Annotated in this window: 15 protein-coding genes and 1 pseudogene; 7 read left to right on the top strand and 9 right to left on the bottom strand. The window is 63.0% G+C overall.

Annotated elements, in window-relative coordinates; translation table 11 throughout:
* The first annotated feature begins 5 nt into the window (after window positions 1–5).
* The gene (locus KIP88_RS01225) at window positions 6–1,037 is read left to right on the top strand and encodes an ABC transporter substrate-binding protein (RefSeq protein WP_249790449.1); all 1,032 of its coding nucleotides are present in this window, start codon (window positions 6–8) and stop codon (window positions 1,035–1,037) included.
* 28 nt (window positions 1,038–1,065) lie between these two features.
* Window positions 1,066–2,169 carry an ABC transporter ATP-binding protein gene (locus KIP88_RS01220; protein ID WP_214486004.1) on the top strand — a complete coding sequence of 368 codons (1,104 nt, stop codon included), beginning with the start codon at window positions 1,066–1,068 and terminating at the stop codon, window positions 2,167–2,169.
* Between the two features lie 5 nt (window positions 2,170–2,174).
* Here KIP88_RS01220 and KIP88_RS01215 read toward each other — a convergent pair whose 3' ends face one another.
* The 6 genes from KIP88_RS01215 to KIP88_RS01190 all read right to left on the bottom strand — a co-directional run bounded on the left by KIP88_RS01215 (window position 2,175) and on the right by KIP88_RS01190 (window position 7,387).
* Window positions 2,175–2,963 carry an ABC transporter ATP-binding protein gene (locus KIP88_RS01215; protein ID WP_214486003.1) on the bottom strand — a complete coding sequence of 263 codons (789 nt, stop codon included), beginning with the start codon at window positions 2,961–2,963 and terminating at the stop codon, window positions 2,175–2,177.
* A complete protein-coding gene (locus KIP88_RS01210; protein ID WP_214486002.1) occupies window positions 2,951–4,006 on the bottom strand; it encodes a dihydrodipicolinate synthase family protein in 1,056 nt (351 codons plus the stop codon). The genes KIP88_RS01215 and KIP88_RS01210 overlap by 13 nt, the downstream gene beginning before the upstream one ends.
* A gap of 11 nt (window positions 4,007–4,017) precedes the next feature.
* Entirely contained in the window at window positions 4,018–4,842 is an 825-nt protein-coding gene (locus KIP88_RS01205; RefSeq protein WP_214486001.1) for a GNAT family N-acetyltransferase, read from the bottom strand.
* Window positions 4,829–5,866: an NAD(P)-dependent oxidoreductase gene (locus KIP88_RS01200; RefSeq protein WP_214486615.1), complete on the bottom strand. Its 1,038-nt coding sequence runs from the start codon at window positions 5,864–5,866 to the stop codon at window positions 4,829–4,831. The genes KIP88_RS01205 and KIP88_RS01200 overlap by 14 nt, the downstream gene beginning before the upstream one ends.
* Before the next feature lie 14 nt (window positions 5,867–5,880).
* On the bottom strand, window positions 5,881–6,651 hold the full coding sequence (locus KIP88_RS01195) for an ABC transporter permease (protein WP_214486000.1): 771 nt from the start codon (window positions 6,649–6,651) through the stop codon (window positions 5,881–5,883).
* An 88-nt stretch (window positions 6,652–6,739) separates the two neighbouring features.
* Window positions 6,740–7,387: a TetR/AcrR family transcriptional regulator gene (locus KIP88_RS01190; protein WP_214485999.1), complete on the bottom strand. Its 648-nt coding sequence runs from the start codon at window positions 7,385–7,387 to the stop codon at window positions 6,740–6,742.
* Between the two features lie 98 nt (window positions 7,388–7,485).
* On the opposite strand from KIP88_RS01190, the gene KIP88_RS01185 reads away from it, so the two are divergent.
* Together KIP88_RS01185 and KIP88_RS01180 are read left to right on the top strand one after the other, a co-directional pair.
* Window positions 7,486–8,490 (top strand): ABC transporter substrate-binding protein, encoded by a 1,005-nt coding sequence (locus tag KIP88_RS01185; RefSeq protein WP_214485998.1) that lies wholly within the window; start codon window positions 7,486–7,488, stop codon window positions 8,488–8,490.
* A 211-nt stretch (window positions 8,491–8,701) separates the two neighbouring features.
* Window positions 8,702–9,130, top strand: a complete 429-nt coding sequence (locus KIP88_RS01180; RefSeq protein ID WP_214485997.1) for a DUF1772 domain-containing protein — start codon at window positions 8,702–8,704, stop codon at window positions 9,128–9,130.
* A gap of 18 nt (window positions 9,131–9,148) precedes the next feature.
* Here KIP88_RS01180 and KIP88_RS01175 read toward each other — a convergent pair whose 3' ends face one another.
* Both KIP88_RS01175 and KIP88_RS01170 read right to left on the bottom strand, forming a co-directional pair.
* On the bottom strand, window positions 9,149–10,135 hold the full coding sequence (locus KIP88_RS01175; RefSeq protein ID WP_214485996.1) for a tripartite tricarboxylate transporter substrate binding protein: 987 nt from the start codon (window positions 10,133–10,135) through the stop codon (window positions 9,149–9,151).
* Window positions 10,136–10,199: 64 nt separating this feature from the next.
* Window positions 10,200–11,012: an IclR family transcriptional regulator gene (locus tag KIP88_RS01170; protein ID WP_214485995.1), complete on the bottom strand. Its 813-nt coding sequence runs from the start codon at window positions 11,010–11,012 to the stop codon at window positions 10,200–10,202.
* 102 nt (window positions 11,013–11,114) lie between these two features.
* On the opposite strand from KIP88_RS01170, the pseudogene KIP88_RS01165 reads away from it, so the two are divergent.
* The 3 genes and pseudogenes from KIP88_RS01165 to KIP88_RS01150 all read left to right on the top strand — a co-directional run bounded on the left by KIP88_RS01165 (window position 11,115) and on the right by KIP88_RS01150 (window position 16,212).
* A pseudogene (locus KIP88_RS01165) lies at window positions 11,115–12,356 on the top strand (acyl-CoA dehydrogenase family protein).
* A 48-nt stretch (window positions 12,357–12,404) separates the two neighbouring features.
* Window positions 12,405–14,225 (top strand): NAD(P)/FAD-dependent oxidoreductase, encoded by a 1,821-nt coding sequence (locus KIP88_RS01155; protein ID WP_214485992.1) that lies wholly within the window; start codon window positions 12,405–12,407, stop codon window positions 14,223–14,225.
* A 40-nt stretch (window positions 14,226–14,265) separates the two neighbouring features.
* Window positions 14,266–16,212, top strand: a complete 1,947-nt coding sequence (locus KIP88_RS01150) for an alkyl/aryl-sulfatase (protein WP_214485991.1) — start codon at window positions 14,266–14,268, stop codon at window positions 16,210–16,212.
* Window positions 16,213–16,339: 127 nt separating this feature from the next.
* Here the strand turns inward: KIP88_RS01150 and KIP88_RS01145 are convergent, their stop codons facing one another.
* On the bottom strand, window positions 16,340–17,410 hold the full coding sequence (locus KIP88_RS01145; RefSeq protein WP_214485990.1) for a glycosyltransferase family 4 protein: 1,071 nt from the start codon (window positions 17,408–17,410) through the stop codon (window positions 16,340–16,342).
* Window positions 17,411–17,650 lie beyond the last annotated feature (240 nt).

Below are 17,650 nucleotides of genomic sequence, written 5' to 3'. Positions count from 1 at the left end.
TGGCTATGACTGGAAGGATCTTCACCAACATTGCCGCAATCGCCGGTATCGCCGGTCTTGCGCTGACATGGAGCGCGGCGCAGGCGCAGGAGTTTGGCTCGCCCGAATTGATTGCGGCCGCGAAGGCCGAAGGCAAGCTGGTCTTCTACACCGCGAATTTCGCCGAAGTGGAACAGCAGGTCATCAAGGCCTTCAACAAGCGCTTCCCCGAGATCAAGGTCGAGATGGTGCGCGCGCCGGGCGGCCAATTGATCACCCGCGTGAAGACCGAGGCCGCGGCCGGCAAACTGATCGCCGACGTGGTCGATCATTCCGACCGCGCGCTGATGCAGCCGATGGCCGACATGTTCCAGGACTACGCGCCGCCGAACGCGGCCGACTACAATCCCGACGCGCAGATCGCGCCCCAGCTCTGGCCGCGCGCCACGCTGGTATGGTCGATCGCTTACAACACCGAGCTGGTAAAGAACCCGCCCAAATCCTGGATGGACCTTACCAAGCCCGAATACAACAAACTGACCGGGCAGGTGATCGCTCCGTCAGGCGGCACCACGTGGACGCGGGTGATGTTCGAACGGCAGGTGCTCGGCGAGGACTATTGGGCCAAGCAGGCGGCGACCCGTCCGGTGCTGTATCCATCGGGCGCGCCGATGTCGGATTCGCTGGTGCGCGGCGAAATCGCCATGGGGCCTTTGCTCTACAATGCGATCTATCCGAAGCAGAAGGACGGCGCGCCGATCCAGATCTTCTTTCCGCCGGAAGGCGCGCCGGTCAATCCTTATGCCACGGGCATTCCAAAGACCGCCGCGCATCCCAATGCGGCAAAACTGTTTCTGAACTGGTGCCTGTCGAAGGAGGGGCAGACGTTCATGATCAAGGAACTCGGCAACCTCACATCACTGAAAGTGCCGCCGGCCTATCCGGAAGGTTTTGATCCCAAGGTGGTCAAGGTCTGGTTCCCCAAGTTTGACGAGTATGTGAAGTTGCACACGGCCTGGGTCGCCGAGTGGAACAAGACCTACGGGTACGGGCAATGATCGTCGCATCAGGGAAATCATTGCGCCTATGACAGCGACGCTCGAAGTTACCGACCTGCGCAAGCAGTTTGCGATCGGCCGGCCGGCGATCGACGGCGTCAGTTTTGCCGTGCCGGCCGGCGAGATCGTGGTTCTGCTCGGCCCCTCCGGCTGCGGCAAGACCACGACACTGCGCTGCGTTGCCGGACTGGAGCATCCGACCTCGGGTGAAATCAGCATCGTCGGCAGGGTGGTCTCGTCGCCCGAGCGCGGCATTCTGGTGCCGCCGCGCCTGCGCGATCTCGGCATGGTGTTTCAGTCCTATGCGGTGTGGCCGCATATGACGGTGCGGCAGAACGTGGTCTATCCGCTCAAGCACCGAAAGCTTTCGCGCAGCGACGCTCGCCGCAAGGTCGACGAGGCGCTCGAACTGGTCGGCTTGTCGGAATATGCCGAACGGCCGGTGGTCGCATTATCCGGCGGCCAGATGCAGCGCGTGGCGCTGGCGCGCAGCATCGTCTACCGGCCGCAATTGCTGCTGCTCGACGAGCCCTTGTCGAACCTCGATGCCAAGCTGCGCCTGCGGCTGCGGGATGATCTCCGCGTCATCCTGAAGCAAACCGGGATGACCGCACTGTACGTCACCCATGACCAGGCCGAAGCAGTCGTGCTCGGCGACCGCATCGGCGTGATGCGCGACGGCAAGCTGCTGCAGATGGATACGCCTGACGCGATCTATAACCGTCCAGCGGATTTGTTCGTCGCCAACTTCACGGGCGCGACCAATGAACTCGCCGGCACGCTGGTGTCGCGCAATGGCGTGTTCGGCACGGTCGATTTCGGCGAGGGACGGCGGGGCGAGGTGGCATTGCTGCATTCGCTCAGCCCGGATGAGAAGGTACGCATTGCGCTAAGGCCGGAGAACATCTCGATCGGCCAACATGGCGGCGCCAACGTCTTTCCCGCCCGCGTCCTCGACCGCCGCTATCAGGGCACGCAGACGGCCTATGGCATCGAACTGTTCGGCCGGCGGCTGGAGGTGGTCGAACTCGGCACCGCGGCCCGGCATCAGGTCGGTGTCGAGACTCAGGTTTCACTGCCGAAGGAGAGTTGCTGGGCCTATCGCGATACCGGGCCTGTGGCGTATGAGTAGCGGGCTCAGGCGCCTGGGCTCAATCCCAGGCTCGCGTAAATTCGCCGCGCATAGGCGCCGAACTCGTCCGTGGTCTTGATCGGCAAGGCGCGCGGGAACGGCAGCTCGATCGGGAAATACTCCGCCATCCGCGCTGGTCCTGCGGTCAGCACGGCGCAATGCGAGGCGAGAAACACGGCTTCCTGGATCGAGTGCGTCACGAACAGGATGGTCTTGCCGCTTTCGCGCCAGATCCGCAGCATTTCGAGATTCATCTGTTCGCGGGTCAGCGCGTCGAGCGCGCCGAACGGCTCATCCATCAGGATCAGTTTTGGATCGTGGATGAAGGCGCGCGCAATCGCTGTGCGCTGCTGCATGCCGCCGGACAATTGCTGGGGATATTTGTCTTCGTAACCGGCGAGGCCGACCAGGTTGAGCAGATCGCGGGCGCGGGATCGCGCGGCTTTCATCGGCAGGCCGACGATTTCGGCCGGCAACAGCACGTTGTCCAAAATGGTTCGCCATTTCAGCAATAGCGCCTGCTGGAACACCATGCCGATATCGCGGGCAGGGTCGAACGGCGTTTTCGAATTGCCGATCTTGATCGTGCCGCCGTCGGCCTCATGCAGCCCGGCCAGGATCTTCAGCACCGTGGTCTTGCCGCAGCCGGAAGGGCCGACCAGCGAGACCAGTTCGCCTTCCTGCACGTCCATGGTGACGTCGGAGACGGCAAGGAACTCCGTGCCCTTGGACCGGTAGATCTTGCGGACGTTGCGCAGGCTGATGAAGGGGTCGTCGGCGCTCATGCCAGCCATTTCTGCAAGTTCGCCTTCACGAAGGCGTCGTCGGAGAGGTCGGCATGCTCGCGGCAGACGCGGTCGATCTCGGCCATCTGCCCGGGGCTGAGCCCTTCGGCGGGATCGAGGCACCACAGCCCCTGCATCAACCCTTGTCGCCGCAGCACTTCATGGCAACCTGCGATGCAGCCGTGAAAGTTATTGGCGACATCGAAGAACCCGCTGTTGCAGTCGGTCACGCGGGCGTCGAGCGCCAGAAGATCGGCCGGCACGCTGTCCTTGCCGCGCGCGGCCTTGCACATCTCGAACTGCTTGATCGCGCTCGCGGTCCATACCGACCAGTGCCCGAGCAGGCCGCCCTTGAAATAGGCGCGGGTGGTGACGCCCTTGTCGCGCAGGTCGAACGGCAGCATCAGGTCGAGCAGGATGTGATCGTCATTGCCGGTATAGAGCGCGACGCGGTCGAGCGCGCCGGCCGCCGCCACGCCGCGCAGAACGTCGAGCGTTCGGTAGCGGTTGAACGGCGCGATCTTGATGGCGATGACGTTGTCGATGGCAGCGAAGCGGCGCCAGAAATCGGCGCTGAGAATGACGCCGCCGACGGCCGGCTGCAGGTAGAAGCCAACCAGCGGAATTTCCCGCGCCACGGCCTCGCAATGCCCAATAATCTCGTCCTCCGATGCCAATTTCATCGCAGCAAGGCTGAGCAGGCCGGCGTGGTAGCCGATGCCACGTGCGGTTTGCGCCTCCGCGATGGCTTGTCGGGTGGCACCGGCCAGGCCTGCGACCATCGCAACCGGACGCTTGGTCCACGAAGCCGCGGTCTCCGCTGCCAGTTCCAGCACCGGCCGGTACAGGCCGACGTCGCGGATGGCGAATTGCGTGGTGTGCACGCCGACGGCCAATCCTCCGGCGCCGGCATCCAGGTAATAGCGCGTCAGAGCGCGCTGATGCCTGACATCGAGAGCGCGGTCGGCGTCGAGCGCGAGCGGATGCGCCGGGAGTACCGTGCCGTCGGCGATCAGCTTGCGAACGTCGGCTTTGATTTCGCTATGGTGCATGACGGCACTTCCTATCCAAATTCCGGGCCGGCGACCGCGAACGGCAGTTGCGCGGGCGACGCGGTGGGACGGCCAAAGCGCATGCGCTGAAACGGCCGCTCGATGTTCCAGCCTGACTGAACAAGCCCGTTCAGAAACTCTTCCTGAGAATGGACGGCGTCGATCAGCCAGGGGCCGGTCTCGGAGCTAACAATGGCATCCACCAGCGCGAGCGCCTGATCGGCGCGATCGGCCAGCAGCGGACCGATATGACGCGCGGTGCGTCCATTGCGGATGAGGGCCATAGCCCGGTCATCAGACACGATGCGAGAGCCCGGGCGCGCGGAAAATTCTGACAACAATGTGCTGCGGTCGAAGCCCATGGCGCTGGTATCGCGTGCGGCCAAGGCGTCCAGGTTGCCCGCCGACAGCGGCCGAGACGCCCCGGTGCCTTGCGGTTTCGTTAGCCGCAACCGTCTCAATTGCAGCGTCGGCGTGAAGCCGAGCGGCCCGTAGACGGCGGCGCCGGCAGGTGTCGCGTCCAGCCAGGTCGTGAGACCACGCCTTGCTGCCACGTCGAGGCACGCATCGACGAGTTTTGTCGCAATGCCGCGGCGACGAAAGTCCACGGTCACCAGCACCATGCTGATCCAGGCATTGCCTGCCGAGTAGGGCAGCAGCGCAGCAGTCGCCACCAACCTGGCGCTGTCCCGTATGCCAAGCACGACTCCCTTGCTCAGGAAAAACCGCCAGTCGGCCTCGTTCTGGTTCCAGCCCGCTTCGGTCGACAGCACCAGCCCGGCCTGCGCGTCGCCAACGCCGAGCTCGACAATGTCGATCGGCTCAGTAGCGGCCATCGCGCACCTCGTATTTGGTGGGCTTGCCCAGGCTCGGCATCGATCGCGACACCCAGTCGGCGGTCCAACTGATGAGTTGCTCGGTATCGACGATCGGCAGGCCGAACAGCTTCACCGCCTGCGAGGTGTCGGTGAGCCACGCCGTCGGCTCTTCCTTGCCGACGATCACGGGTGCGCGGCCAAAACGCTGGCCGAATTTTGCCGCGAGATCGCGCACGGCGAGAATCTCGTGACCGCTGACATTGATCGGCGATGTCGGCGTGTCGCAATGCGCCAGACAGCGCAGCGCCTGCGCGGACGCGTCACCCTGCCAGATGAAATTGACGTGGCCGAGGCTGACGTCGATCGGCTTGCCCTGCAGCACCTTGCTCGCAATGTCGTGCAGCACGCCGTAGCGCATGTCGATCGCGTAGTTGAGCCGGAACAACCGCCCGGGCGTCGAATGCTGCTTCGAGAAGTACTCGAACATGCGCTCGCGCCCGACACAGGATTGCGCGTATTCGCCGGGCGGATTGGGCGCCATATCCTCATCCGAGCCCTTGCCGTTGACAGGCACGAACGGATAGACGCAGCCGGTCGAGAACGCCACGATGCGCGAACCCGCAAAGGCCTGCGCGACCAGGGCAGGGACGTGCGAATTCATCGCCCAGGTCAGCGAGAGGTCGCCTTCGGCGCCGAATTTGCGCCCGGCCATGAAGACTATATTCGGAGCCTTCGGCAGCGCCTTGATCGCGGCCTCATCGAGCAGATCGCAATTCAACGTCTCGACGCCGCGCCCCTGCAGCCAGTCCTTGACGGCGGGATCGCTGAAGCGCGCGACGCCGATCACACGGCGCTCCGGCGCGGCCGCTTTGGCAAGGCCCGCCAGCGTCGGCCCCATCTTGCCGGCAACGCCCAAAATCATGATGTCACCATCGATTTTGCGGAGATCGTCGATCAGCGCCTGGCTTGGGCGGCACAGCAGGTCGTCCAGCGCTGCGATATCGGCAATCGTCTGCGGCAGGTTCTCGCGCGTCAGCAGCATGTTCATTCCCTGTCTTATTGCAGCCGGATGTCGCGGACGACGAACATCCGCTCCAAGCCGAGCACGAGCCCGTACAGCGCCACGCCCAGCAACGTCAGGAGCACGACGGCCATCACCATCGCCGGCGTATCGAGCGAGGATTGCACCTGGATCATGAGATAGCCGAGCCCCCGCTCGGAGGCGATGAATTCGCCGACGATGGCGCCGGCCACCGCCAGGATCGCGCCGACCTTCATCCCGGAAAACACGTAAGGCAGCGCGCCCGGCAACTGGATTTTCCGGAACAGCGTCCAGCGCGAGCCGCGCAGCGATTTTACGAGATCCAACAAGTCAGGCTCGACCTCGCTCAAGCCCCGTGCGGTCGTCAGCAAAATCGGGAAGAAGCAGATGGAAAAGGCGATCAGGATGTTCGGAAAGATGCCGTAGGAGAACCAGACGATGAACAGCGGGCCCAGCGCCACCTTCGGGATCATGTTCAGCGTCACGAACAGCGGCAGCAGCAACAGGCTGATCAGCGGCGACCAGGTGAACATCACGGCCAGCATGATGCCGACCAGCGCGCCAAGGCAGAACCCGCCGAGAATTTCGATGGCCGTCACCGCGAGGTTGGAGAGCCACGCATAGCCGGGCGTGCCGAGCGTCGCGATGGTCGCAAGCGGCGAGGGCAGAATGAATTTCGGTACCTGGAAGGCGTCGACCAGCACCTGCCACAGCACGATCACAGCCAGATGCACGATCAGGATGATCGCGAAAGACCGTGCCGATCCGCCGTCACCGCTGAACACCGCACACTCCCTTTAGACGCGCAGCCGGTTCCCGGCCGCGTGGCGGTAATCTATCGCGGCCTTTCCCGGTAATCAACCATCTGGTTGATTAGGGCCGCAGCGAGTGCATTACCAGATCGACGACATGCTTGCGGCGGGCCTGCCGCGCCGCCCGGCTCGACAAGTCCTTGCCGAAAATCGCCGATAGGGTCGGCGTGTTCGAGAAGTAGAAATAGCTGAGCCCGGCGATCGAGATATAGAGGTGTACGGGGTTGATACCCCTGCGGAATATGCCGGCCTTTACGCCCTCGCCGAGGATGGTCGAAACCAGGCTGACCAGCGGGGAATGCATCGCCTCCAGTTTGCGGGAGCCGCGCACGTGCCGGGCGCCGCCGCGGTTTTCGTCGTTCAACAGCACGATGAAGTCCGGATGCGCGGCGAGGTGGTCGAAGGAACTCTCGATCAGTTTCTTGATCGCCTGTTCGGGCGGCAATCCCTCGAGATTGAGCTTGCGCTCCTGCGCGCGGATTTCTTCGTAGACCCATTCGAGCACCGCCAGATACAGCGCGTCCTTGTCGCCGAAATAGTGATACACGAGCTGCTTGTTGACGCCCGCGCGCGCGGCGATCTCGTCGACCCGGGCCCCGGCAAGGCCGCTGCTGGCGAATTCCCGCCGCGCCGCCGTCAGCAGTTTCTTGCGGGTTGCGGCCGGATCGCGCCGCTGCGGCTTGGTATCGTCGATGCGTTTTCTGGGCATTTCCAACCAAATAGTTGACAAGTCGTCTGGTCCCTTGTTGCATTGGTAGCGTCACCGGCGTGCGGCGACAAGATCGGTTGCAAACGAGGAGGGTTGCCATGAAGGGGTTGCGAATTGCGGGATTGGCGCTTGCGCTTGCCGTACCGGCTGTGCCCTGTGCGGCCGCCGAGGCCGTCAACCTGATCCTGAACTGGACGCCGACGGCGGATCATTCGCCGTTCTATTACGCCAAGGCGCAGGGCTGGTACGAGAAGGCCGGCATCGACCTGACGATCGAGGTCGGCAAGGGGTCCGGCGTCTCCTCGCTGAAGGTCGGCTCCGGCGGATCGCCGTTCGGCATCGCCGATCTCGCGACCATGCTGGTGGCCAAAAGCAAGGGCGCCGACGTGGTGGCGCTGATGAGCATCTACGCCAACACCGGGCAGACCTTCTACTGGCTGAAGAGCTATGGCGTGAACGGGCCGAAGGACTTTCCGAACCACAAGATCGGCAATCCGCCCGGCGACGCCTCGCGCGTGATGTGGCCGGCCTTTGCCAAGGCCGCCGGCATCGCACCTGACTCCGTGAATTTCGTCAATGTCGGCCCCACCGCCAAGATCGCGGCGCTGAAGAGCCATACCGTCGATATCATCAGCGATTTCTACAACGAGCACGATCTGAAGGTGATCGAGTTCGGCGCCGACCTCGGCTACGTCAACTGGAAGGATATCGGGCTCAATCCTTACGGCAACTCGCTGATTGTCAACGGCGCGTATCTGGCGAAGAATCCGAAGCTGGTCGAGGAATTCGTCAAGATCAGCCAGAAGGCGTATGCCGCCTGCGTCGCCGACGTCGCGCCGTGCCTCAAGGCGCTGCTCGATCAGGCCTCCGGTCTCGACAAGGAAAACCAGCAGCGCCAGTGGGAGCGCATCAAGTTCCTGATGACGGACGATTTCACCACGACCAAGGCGCTGGGTTGGATCGACGCCGAGCGGATGAAGAAGGATTACGAACTGGTGCAGACTTATCTCGGCATGGAGAAGCCGTTTGACGTCAACAGCGCGTTTTCGGTCAAGATGCTGGATACGTCGATCAAGATGGATGCCAGCAAGGTGAAGAAGTAGGGGGCGCTCTCAGCCGTCATTGCGAGCGCAGCGAAGCAATCATCTATCCTCGCGTTGAGATATGGATTGCTTCGTCGCGGAGTTTATCATCGGGCCGGCCGAAGGCCGGACCCGTTGGCTCCTCGCAATGACGCGGTGAGGCTGGTGTTTTGTATCTGCAGCGCCATGCCTGAGTTTGCGATGACCTTGAAGAGATGATGTGGAGTGAGTCATGCTTGCAGGACAGCTTGCGACGATTGTCGCCGCCGCGTTCGCCGGGGCCGCATTCTACGTCAGTTTCGCCGAGCAGCCGGCTCGCCTCAGTCTTGATGACCGGGCCCTTTTGAAACAGTGGAAGCCAAGCTACGACCGCGGTCTTCAGATGCAGGCGAGCGGCGCGGTCATTTCAGGCGTGCTCGGTCTGATCGCCGCTTGGCTGACTGGGGATTGGCGCTGGATTGTCGGCGCGGTGCTTATTCTCGCCAACTGGCCCTATACGCTGTTTGGCATCATGCCGACCAACCGCGCGTTGAAGGCGATTGCCGAACAAGACGCCGGGGCGCAATCACGCGCGCTGATCGTGAAGTGGGGAGGCCTGCACGCGGTCAGAACGGCTCTCGGGATCGCGGCGACGCTGGCCTACCTGTGGGCGCTCAATTAGCGACAGGATCGGCCCGCGTTACTGTAGCGCCATGCCCGACGTCGCGATCACCTTCGTCAGCTTCTCGTAATCCGTCTTCATCAGTGCGGCGAGGTCCTTGAGCGGCATCGGCTTGCCCGGGATATTGGCGACCGATAGCTGGCGCTGCACTTCCGGGTTCTGCAGCGCCTTGTTGATGCCGTCGTTGATTTTCTCGACGATGGCATCTGGTGTCCCCGCCTGAACATAGATGCCATACCAGGGCACATAAGTGGCTTCCGGAAATCCCGCTTCCGCAATCGTCGGCACATCAGGCAGGTCGGCGACACGTTTGTCGGTCATCACGGCCAGCGGCTTCACGCTGCCTGCCTTGATGTGCGGCAATGCCAGTTCGAGCGAGACGATCTCGAAATGCATCAGGTTGGTCATCAGGTCGATCAAGGCTTGCGGCTGGCCCTTGTAGCCGACATCGGTGAGCTTGATGTTTGCCGCCTGAAACAGTTTTTGCGCGCTCAGATCGATCGATGAACCGGTGCCGGGATTGCCGAAATTAAGCTCGCCGGGCTTTTTGCGCGCGATCTCCACAAACTCGGCGATCGTCTTGGCCGGCATCGAGGGATGAACCAGTGCGACGCTTTGATTCCAGACGGCGAGGCCGACGCATCTAAGATCTTTCAGCGCGTCCCAGCCGGCGTCCTTGTAGAGCATCGGGTTGACCAGCGCCGCCGGGCCGGTGACGAGCCACGTGTAACCGTCGGGTTCGCTGCGCGCCACTGAGGCGGTACCGATATTGCTGTTGCCGCCCGGTCTTGCTTCGACGACCACCGTCTGTTTCCAGTCGCGGCCGACCTGTTCGGTCACGGCGCGCGCGACGATGTCGACGATGCCGCCGGCGGGGTAGGGCACGATGATGCGGATCGGACGGTTCGGGTAGTTGTTCTGCGCCTGCGCGGCATCGGCGAGCAGCATGGCTGGGACCAAAGCAAAACCCACGGCGAAGCCCAGCACGGTTTTGATCCGGCTCATTCTTCCCTCCCCATTTTTTCGCATCGTTCGAGACGATGCGCCTTTGCCCCTCTTTCGGGGGTATTCAGTCGTTCGCTACCAGCGAGCGGATACTGCGCGCCAGGCCCAGCATGCGCGGCGCGCATTCGCGCTCGATCTGTTCGGCGTTGAATCGAAACGACGGGATGCCGCAATTGACGGAAAGGCAGTCGCCCGAGGCCGTGCGGTACAGCGGCGCGGCGACGCCGAAAATTTCGCGCCGCCATTCGCCGAGCGAGATCGCAAAGCCGCGCTCCTTGCAAAGCTCGACATCAGGCAGGGTCCGCGCCTGCACATAGTCGGCTTCTTCCGGGCGCTCGGCTTTCACGTTCGCCAAATACGCGTCGAGTTCTTCTTTGGTGAACAGCGACAGCAGCGCGCGGCCGACGGCGGTGGGCGCCAATGAACTCGCAAAGCCAACGTCGGGCAAATGCGTTACTGCGTCGGTGGTACGCAGCGTTTCAACATAGATGAAGTCGAGGCCGAACGGCATGGCGATGGAAACCGTGCCGCCGGTATAGGCGGCGAAATCGCGCATCAGGGGCCGCGCGAGTTGCCGGACCTTCAGCGCCGACAGCACCGGATAGGCCGCGGCCAGAATGCCGAGCCCGAGCTGGAAGCGTCCTTTGGTGTCGCGCTTGAGATAGCCGAGTTGCGCCAGCGTGTAGGTCAGCCGCGACACCGTCGGCCGAGACAGGCCGGTATGCAGTGCGAGGTCCGCGTTCGACAGCGAGCCGCTGCGGTTGCGGAACGCGGCCAGCACGTCGAGCCCATGCGCCAGCGTGGTCGCGAAGGAAGGATCGGCCTGGTCCTCCGCCGTCCGGGGCTTCGGGGTATCAATACTGGAAATCGCTCCCATGACCGAATTTTGGCCATGGTTCCCTAGTTCTGTCAATATATCGAAATGAATTTGCAAATTGTGTCGATATACGCTTAGGTTCCCGAAAAAGCGGGAGGCGACATGGATTTCGATCTTTCCGGTCGATCGGAAGCATGGCTGGAGAAGCTGCAGGCGTTCTTCGATCAGGAAGTTCTGCCGCGCCACCGCGCCTGGCTTGCGCACGTCGCCAAGGGCGAGGCTGCGCCCTTCATGGCCGACCTTCAACACAAGGCGCGGGCAGCAGGGCTGTGGAATCTCGGCCTTCCCGAACTGTCCGACGACGAACCCGGCACCCGGCTTTCCAATCTCGAATATGCGCCGCTGGCTGAAGTCATGGGCCGGCTGTTCTGGGCGCCTGAGGTCTTCAACTGTCAGGCGCCCGACGTGCCCAACATGATCGCGCTGCAGAATTGCGCCACTTCTGAACAGAAGGCGCGCTGGCTGCAGCCGCTGCTGGAAGCCAAAACCCGCTCGGCCTTCGGCATGACCGAACCTGATGTGGCGTCATCCGATGCCACCAACATCGCCACGCGCATGGTCCGCGACGGCGACGACTACGTCATCAACGGACACAAATGGTTCATCACCGGCGCGGCGCATCCAAAATGCAGCTTCCTGATCGTGATGGGCGTGACCGATTCCAATGCCGACCGCACCAGCCGCCATTCATGCATCATCGTGCCGATGGAGACGCCGGGCGTTCGCCTGGTGCGGCGGCTGCGCTGGATGGGATGTGAGGATCACGTCGCCCCGATCGGCGAACTGACATTCGATAACGTACGCGTGCCCCGTTCGAACCTGCTCGGCGCCGAGGGCGAAGGTTTCAAGGTCGCGCAAATTCGGCTGGGGCCGGCCCGCATCCATCATTGCATGCGCTCGATCGGGCTCTGCGAACTGCTGATCGAACTGATGATGGTGCGCTCGTCGGAGCGCTCCGCCTTCGGGCGCACCGTGATCCAGTACGACACCGTGCAGCGCTGGATCGCCGAATCCCGCGTCGAACTCGAGCAGGCGCGCCTGCTGGCCTATCGCTGTGCGTGGCGGCTCGATCAGGCCGGCCACCAGGACGCCTGGCGCGATGTATCGCTGATCAAGGTCGCGGTGCCGGCGATGCTGCAGCGGATCGCCGACCGCGCCATGTAGGTGTTCGGCGCGATGGGCGGCTCCGACGATACGCCGATCCATCAGGCGCTGGCCTGGGGCCGCCTGCTGCGCATCGGCGACGGCCCCGATGAAGTCCATCTGCGGCAGATCTTTCGCATGGAGCCGATGCCGTCCTGGTCGATTGCAAATTCGCCGTATCTGTCCGCACATCCGTCCTGAGCGGTGGTAATGACAGGCACGCTCGTAATTTTCTGAAAGGCGCTCCGGATGACGATGACTGAACAAGCAAAGGCTTCGCAGAGCCCTGCGATCGACAAGGAGCGGCTGCGCCAAAAATATCTCGAGGAGCGCAACAAGCGGCTGCGTCCCGATGGTAACGACCAGTATCTCCGTGTCGCGGGGCAGCTCGCGCCTTATCTCGACGATCCCTATACGCCGGTTACCGCGCGCGAGCCGAAGACCGATCACGTCACCTTCGCCTTCATCGGCGGCGGCTTTGCCGGGCTTGCCACCGCCGCGCGTCTGTCGGAAGCCGGGGTCAGGGATATCAGCATCATCGAGAAGGGCGGCGACTTCGGCGGCACCTGGTACTGGAACAGGTATCCCGGCGCGCAATGCGATACGGCGTCGATGGTCTACATGCCGCTGCTCGAAGAAACCGGCCACATGCCCTCGGAGAAATATGCGCATGCGCCGGAAATCCTCGCGCACTGCCAGCGCATCGGCAAGCAATATGGCCTGTACGACAACGCGCTCTTCCACACCGAGGTCGTAAGCCTCGATTGGGACGAGGCAAAATCGCGCTGGACCATCCGCACCAACCGCGGCGATGCCTTCACCGCGCAGTTCGTCGGCATGGGCACCGGGCCGCTGCACGTGCCGAAACTTCCCGGCATCGAAGGCATCGAGTCGTTCAAGGGGCACTCGTTCCACACCAGCCGCTGGGACTACGACTACACGGGCGGCGATCCCAAGGGAGCGCCGATGGAAAAACTGGCGGACAAGCGCGTCGGCATCATCGGCACCGGCGCCACTTCCGTGCAGTGCGTGCCGCATCTCGCGCGCGCCTGCAAGGAGCTCTATGTCTTCCAGCGCACGCCGTCATCCGTCGACATCAGAGCCAATGCGCCGATCGATCCGAAATGGTTTTCGGGGATTGCGACATCAGGCTGGCAGCAGCGCTGGCTGGAGAATTTTACCGCCAACCAGGCCGGCGGCTCCGCGGAAGAGGATCTGGTGCAGGACGGCTGGACCGATCTGTCGCGGCGAATTCGCGCCAAGATCATGGATCTGCCGCGCGAGCAGCGAATCCCACAAAACATGCTGGCGGCGTTCGAGGATTCCGATTTCGAGAAGATGGAGGAAATCCGGTCGCGGGTCGATGCGATCGTCAGCGACCGCGAAACGGCGACGAAACTGAAAGCCTGGTATCGCCAGCTCTGCAAGCGGCCGTGCTTCCATGACTCCTACCTTCAAGCCTTCAACACGCCGGGCACGCATCTGGTCGATACTGACGGCAAGGGCATCGAGCGCATCACCAAGAACGGCGTCGTGGTCGCGGGCAAGGAATACGCGCTAGACTGTATCATCTACGCTTCGGGGTTCGAGGTCGGCACCGAGTACAAGCGGCGCGCCGGCTTCGATCTGACCGGCCGTGGCGGCGTCAAGCTATCGGACCATTGGGCCGAGGGCATGCGCACCAAGCACGGCATCCACGTCCACGGCTTTCCGAACGCGTTCTTCGTGCAGCCGACGCAGGGCGCCAATCTCATCTCCAATGTGCCGCACAATCTGACCGAGGCTGCGAAGACGATTGCGCTGATGATCCGGCACGCACAGGCGAACGGTTTCAAGGAGATCGAAGTCACCAGGGAAGCCGAGGACCGCTGGGTCGAACTGCTGTTGACCGGTGCGGGCCGTATGATCGGCTCGCCCGACTGCACGCCGGGCTACTACAACAATGAAGGACGTGAACCCGGGCTGGCGGCCAAGCTCAATGTCGGGCATCCCGCAGGCCCGATGGCCTACTTCAAATACATCGATGGATGGCGCAACAGCGGCCAGTTCGAGGGGCTGCAGTTCCGCTGACGTCGTTCCGATTTTTGTTTGCGCAAGGGAGTACCCAACAATGAGCCAACCAGCCACGACGGAAACCCCCAAGGAATCTCCAAAGGAGGCTTCCGCCTCCGTCATCGCGCAGCACGCAGCGACGCTGAAGGCGCTGCCGTTCTCCGACGTCAGAGATTTCGACGACGCCGCGCGCGGCTTCCTCGGCACGGTGGAGAACGCCAGGATCACGTCGCCGCAGGGCAGGGTGGTCTGGAGTCTGGAGCCATACGGCTTCCTCTCCGCAGAACAAGCCCCGCCGACTGTCGACCCCAGCCTTTGGCGGCAGTCGCGGCTCAACATGCATCACGGCCTGTTCGAGGTGGTGCCCGGCGTCTACCAGGTGCGCGGCCTCGACATCGCCAACATGACGCTGATCGAGGGCGACAGCGGCGTGATCGTGGTGGATACGCTGACTTCGATCGAGGGCGCGCGGGCCGCGATGGAGCTCTACTTCCAGCATCGTGGAAAGCGGCCGGTCGCCGCCGTCATCTTCACCCACACCCATACCGACCATTGGGGCGGCGCGCGCGGCGTGCTCGACGACAAGACGCTGGCCGGCGGCAAGGTGCCGATCATCGCGCCCAATCTGTTCATGGAGCATGCGGTCTCGGAAAACATCATCGCCGGGCCGGCGATGCTGCGCCGCGCGATGTATCAGTTCGGGCCGCTGCTGGCGAAGGGCGTACGCGGGCAGGTCGATTGCGGGCTCGGCAAGACCATGGCGGCGGGTGCGGTCGCGCTGTTGCGCCCCACTGATCTGATCATCGCAACCGGCGACAAGCGAACCATCGACGGTGTGGAATTCGAATTCCAGATGGCGCCGAACAGCGAAGCCCCGGCGGAAATGCATTTCTTCATCCCACGCTACAAGCTCCTGAACCTCGCGGAGAACTGCACGCATAATTTCCACAATCTGCTGCCGTTCCGCGGCGCCGATGTGCGCGACGCGCTGGCGTGGTCAAAGTATCTCGGTGAAGCCCTGCAGATGTGGGGCGGCAAGGCGGATGCGATGTGCGGCCAGCATCATTGGCCGGTGTGGGGGCAGGAGCGGATCGACACCATGATCCGCCAGCAGCGCGATCTCTATAAATTCTCGCATGACCAGACCATCCGCCTGATGAACCACGGGCTCACCGCGACCGAAATCGCGGAAGCCATTCGCTTGCCGGCGAGTCTGGAGGGCGCCTGGCACGGCCGCGGCTACTACGGCCACATCAGGCACAATGTGAAGGCGATCTACCAAAAATATCTCGGCTGGTACGACGCCAATCCCGTCAATCTCGATCCGCTGCCGCCGGTGGAGTCAGGCAGGAAATATGTCGAGTATATGGGCGGTGCGGACGCGATCCTAGCGCGCGCGGCCAAGGATTTTGCCAAAGGCGAATTTCGATTCGTGGCGCAGGCGGTGAGCCATCTGGTGTTTGCCGATCCCGACAACCAGGCGGCGCGCGCCATGCTCGCCGATACGTTCGAGCAGCTCGGCTACGCCTCGGAGAGCTCGACCTGGCGCAACGCCTACCTGTTCGGCGCGCAGGAATTGCGGCAGGGCATGCCGAAGGTGCCGCCACGCTCGACGATGCCGCGCGAAACGCTGGCGGCGCTGCGCACCGAGCAGCTATGGGACGTGCTCGGCGTTCGTCTCAACGGCCCCAAGGCCGAAGGCAAGCGCATCGTGCTGAACTGGAATTTCGCCGACACCAATGAGGCCTTCATCCTCAATCTGGAAAACTGCGCACTGACTTATGCCGCGGGCGCGCAAGCGTCCGATGCCGACGCCAGCTTCACGCTGCCGCGCGGCGTGCTCGACGAAGTGATCGCGAAGCTGACGACATTCCCGGAAGCAGTCGCCTCCGGCAAGATCAAGGTCAGCGGCGATGCTATGCGGCTCGCCGAGTTGATGACGTTGATGGACGAATTCCCGCGAATGTTCGAGATCGTCGAGCCGAAACGGACGGCGGTGAGTTGATGAACCAGTAGGGTGGGCAAAGCGAAGCGTGCCCACCATTCTTTCGCGTCGAGGATAGATGGTGGGCACGGCGCAAGTGCGCCTTTGCCCACCCTACGGCCGCGCAATGACGGCGACCTTTGTCACGCTACTCGGCGCTGCTCACCAGCTTGATGCGCGGCTCGGCTTCCTCCATCAGGCCGCGATACGCGGCAAGATAATCCAGCGCCATGCGACGCGCGGTGAAGCGGACCTCGAACTGCTTGCGGATCGCAGTTCGGTCCAGCGCGGAAAGGCGATCGACCACGGCAACCGCGCTGGTCTCGTCTTCCACGACGAAGCCGGTGAGACCGGGGTCGATGATCTCCGGGACCGAACCGCGATTATAGGCGATCACGGGCGTGCCGCAGGCCATGGCTTCGATCATCACGAGGCCGAACGGCTCCGGCCAGTCGATCGGGACCAGCAAGCCGATCGCACCCGACAGGAAATCGGATTTCTCGCGGTCCGAGATCTCGCCGATATATTCGACCAGCGGATTGGCCTTGATGAGCGGGGAGATCAACTCATCGTAATAGTCCTGGTCCGCGCGATCGACCTTGGCTGCGATCTTGAGCGGAATGCCGCATCTTGTGGCAATGCGGATGGCGCGATCCACGCCCTTTTCCGGCGCGATCCGCCCGAGCACGGCGAGATACGACGGCTGCACCGGCTGCGGCGTCAGCAATCCCTCCGGCAATCCATGGTGAATGGTGCGCACCCAGTTGGCCTGCGGTACCGGGCGCCGCTGCGCGTTGGAGATCGAGATCACCGGAACCTTGGAGAAGGTGCTGAATACCGGTTGATGCTCCGGCAGGTCGAGCCTGCCATGCAGTGTCGTCAGGAACGGCGTCGGCTGCCGGTAGAACAGCGAGAATGGATAGTAGTCGAGATGAAAGTGCAGAAAATCGAACTCTTCATCGTCGCATTTTTGCCGCACGCGCTCCAGCATCACCATATGCAGCGCATTGGGATCCCGCACTGAGCCGTCGAGGCGCAGCGCTTTCGGCCACATCGCGTCGAGTTTCGCTGAGGTGCGTGAGTCGCCGCTGGCGAACAGCGTGACGTCGTGCCCCAATGCCACAAGTTCCTCAGTCAGCCAGTGCACCACCCGCTCGGTGCCGCCGTACAATTTGGGGGGGACAGCCTCCGTCAGCGGGGCGACCTGCGCGATGCGCATATTTGCGTCTCCTTTTTGGAATGGTGGTTGAACAAAGCCCTTAGCCCACGATCGACACCGACGTGCCAGACACCGGCGTGCCAGTAGCGGGAACGTTCCCGCATCTGCGAAGTTCCTTCTGTCAGCACATCTTGCTTCCTCCACACGGCTGTCTTGCTGATGCCATCTGACACGAACAAAACTACGGCCGTCTCGATGCTGCAGAATTGTTGCGCAGTGATGGCCACGCGCACGGAAACC

Origin of the sequence: Bradyrhizobium sp. SRL28 (genome assembly GCF_018596315.1) — a bacterium.
Taxonomy (GTDB): Bacteria; Pseudomonadota; Alphaproteobacteria; order Rhizobiales; family Xanthobacteraceae; genus Bradyrhizobium.
Note: the sequence above shows the minus strand (reverse complement) of the source record. Positions and strands in the feature narration are given on the sequence as shown.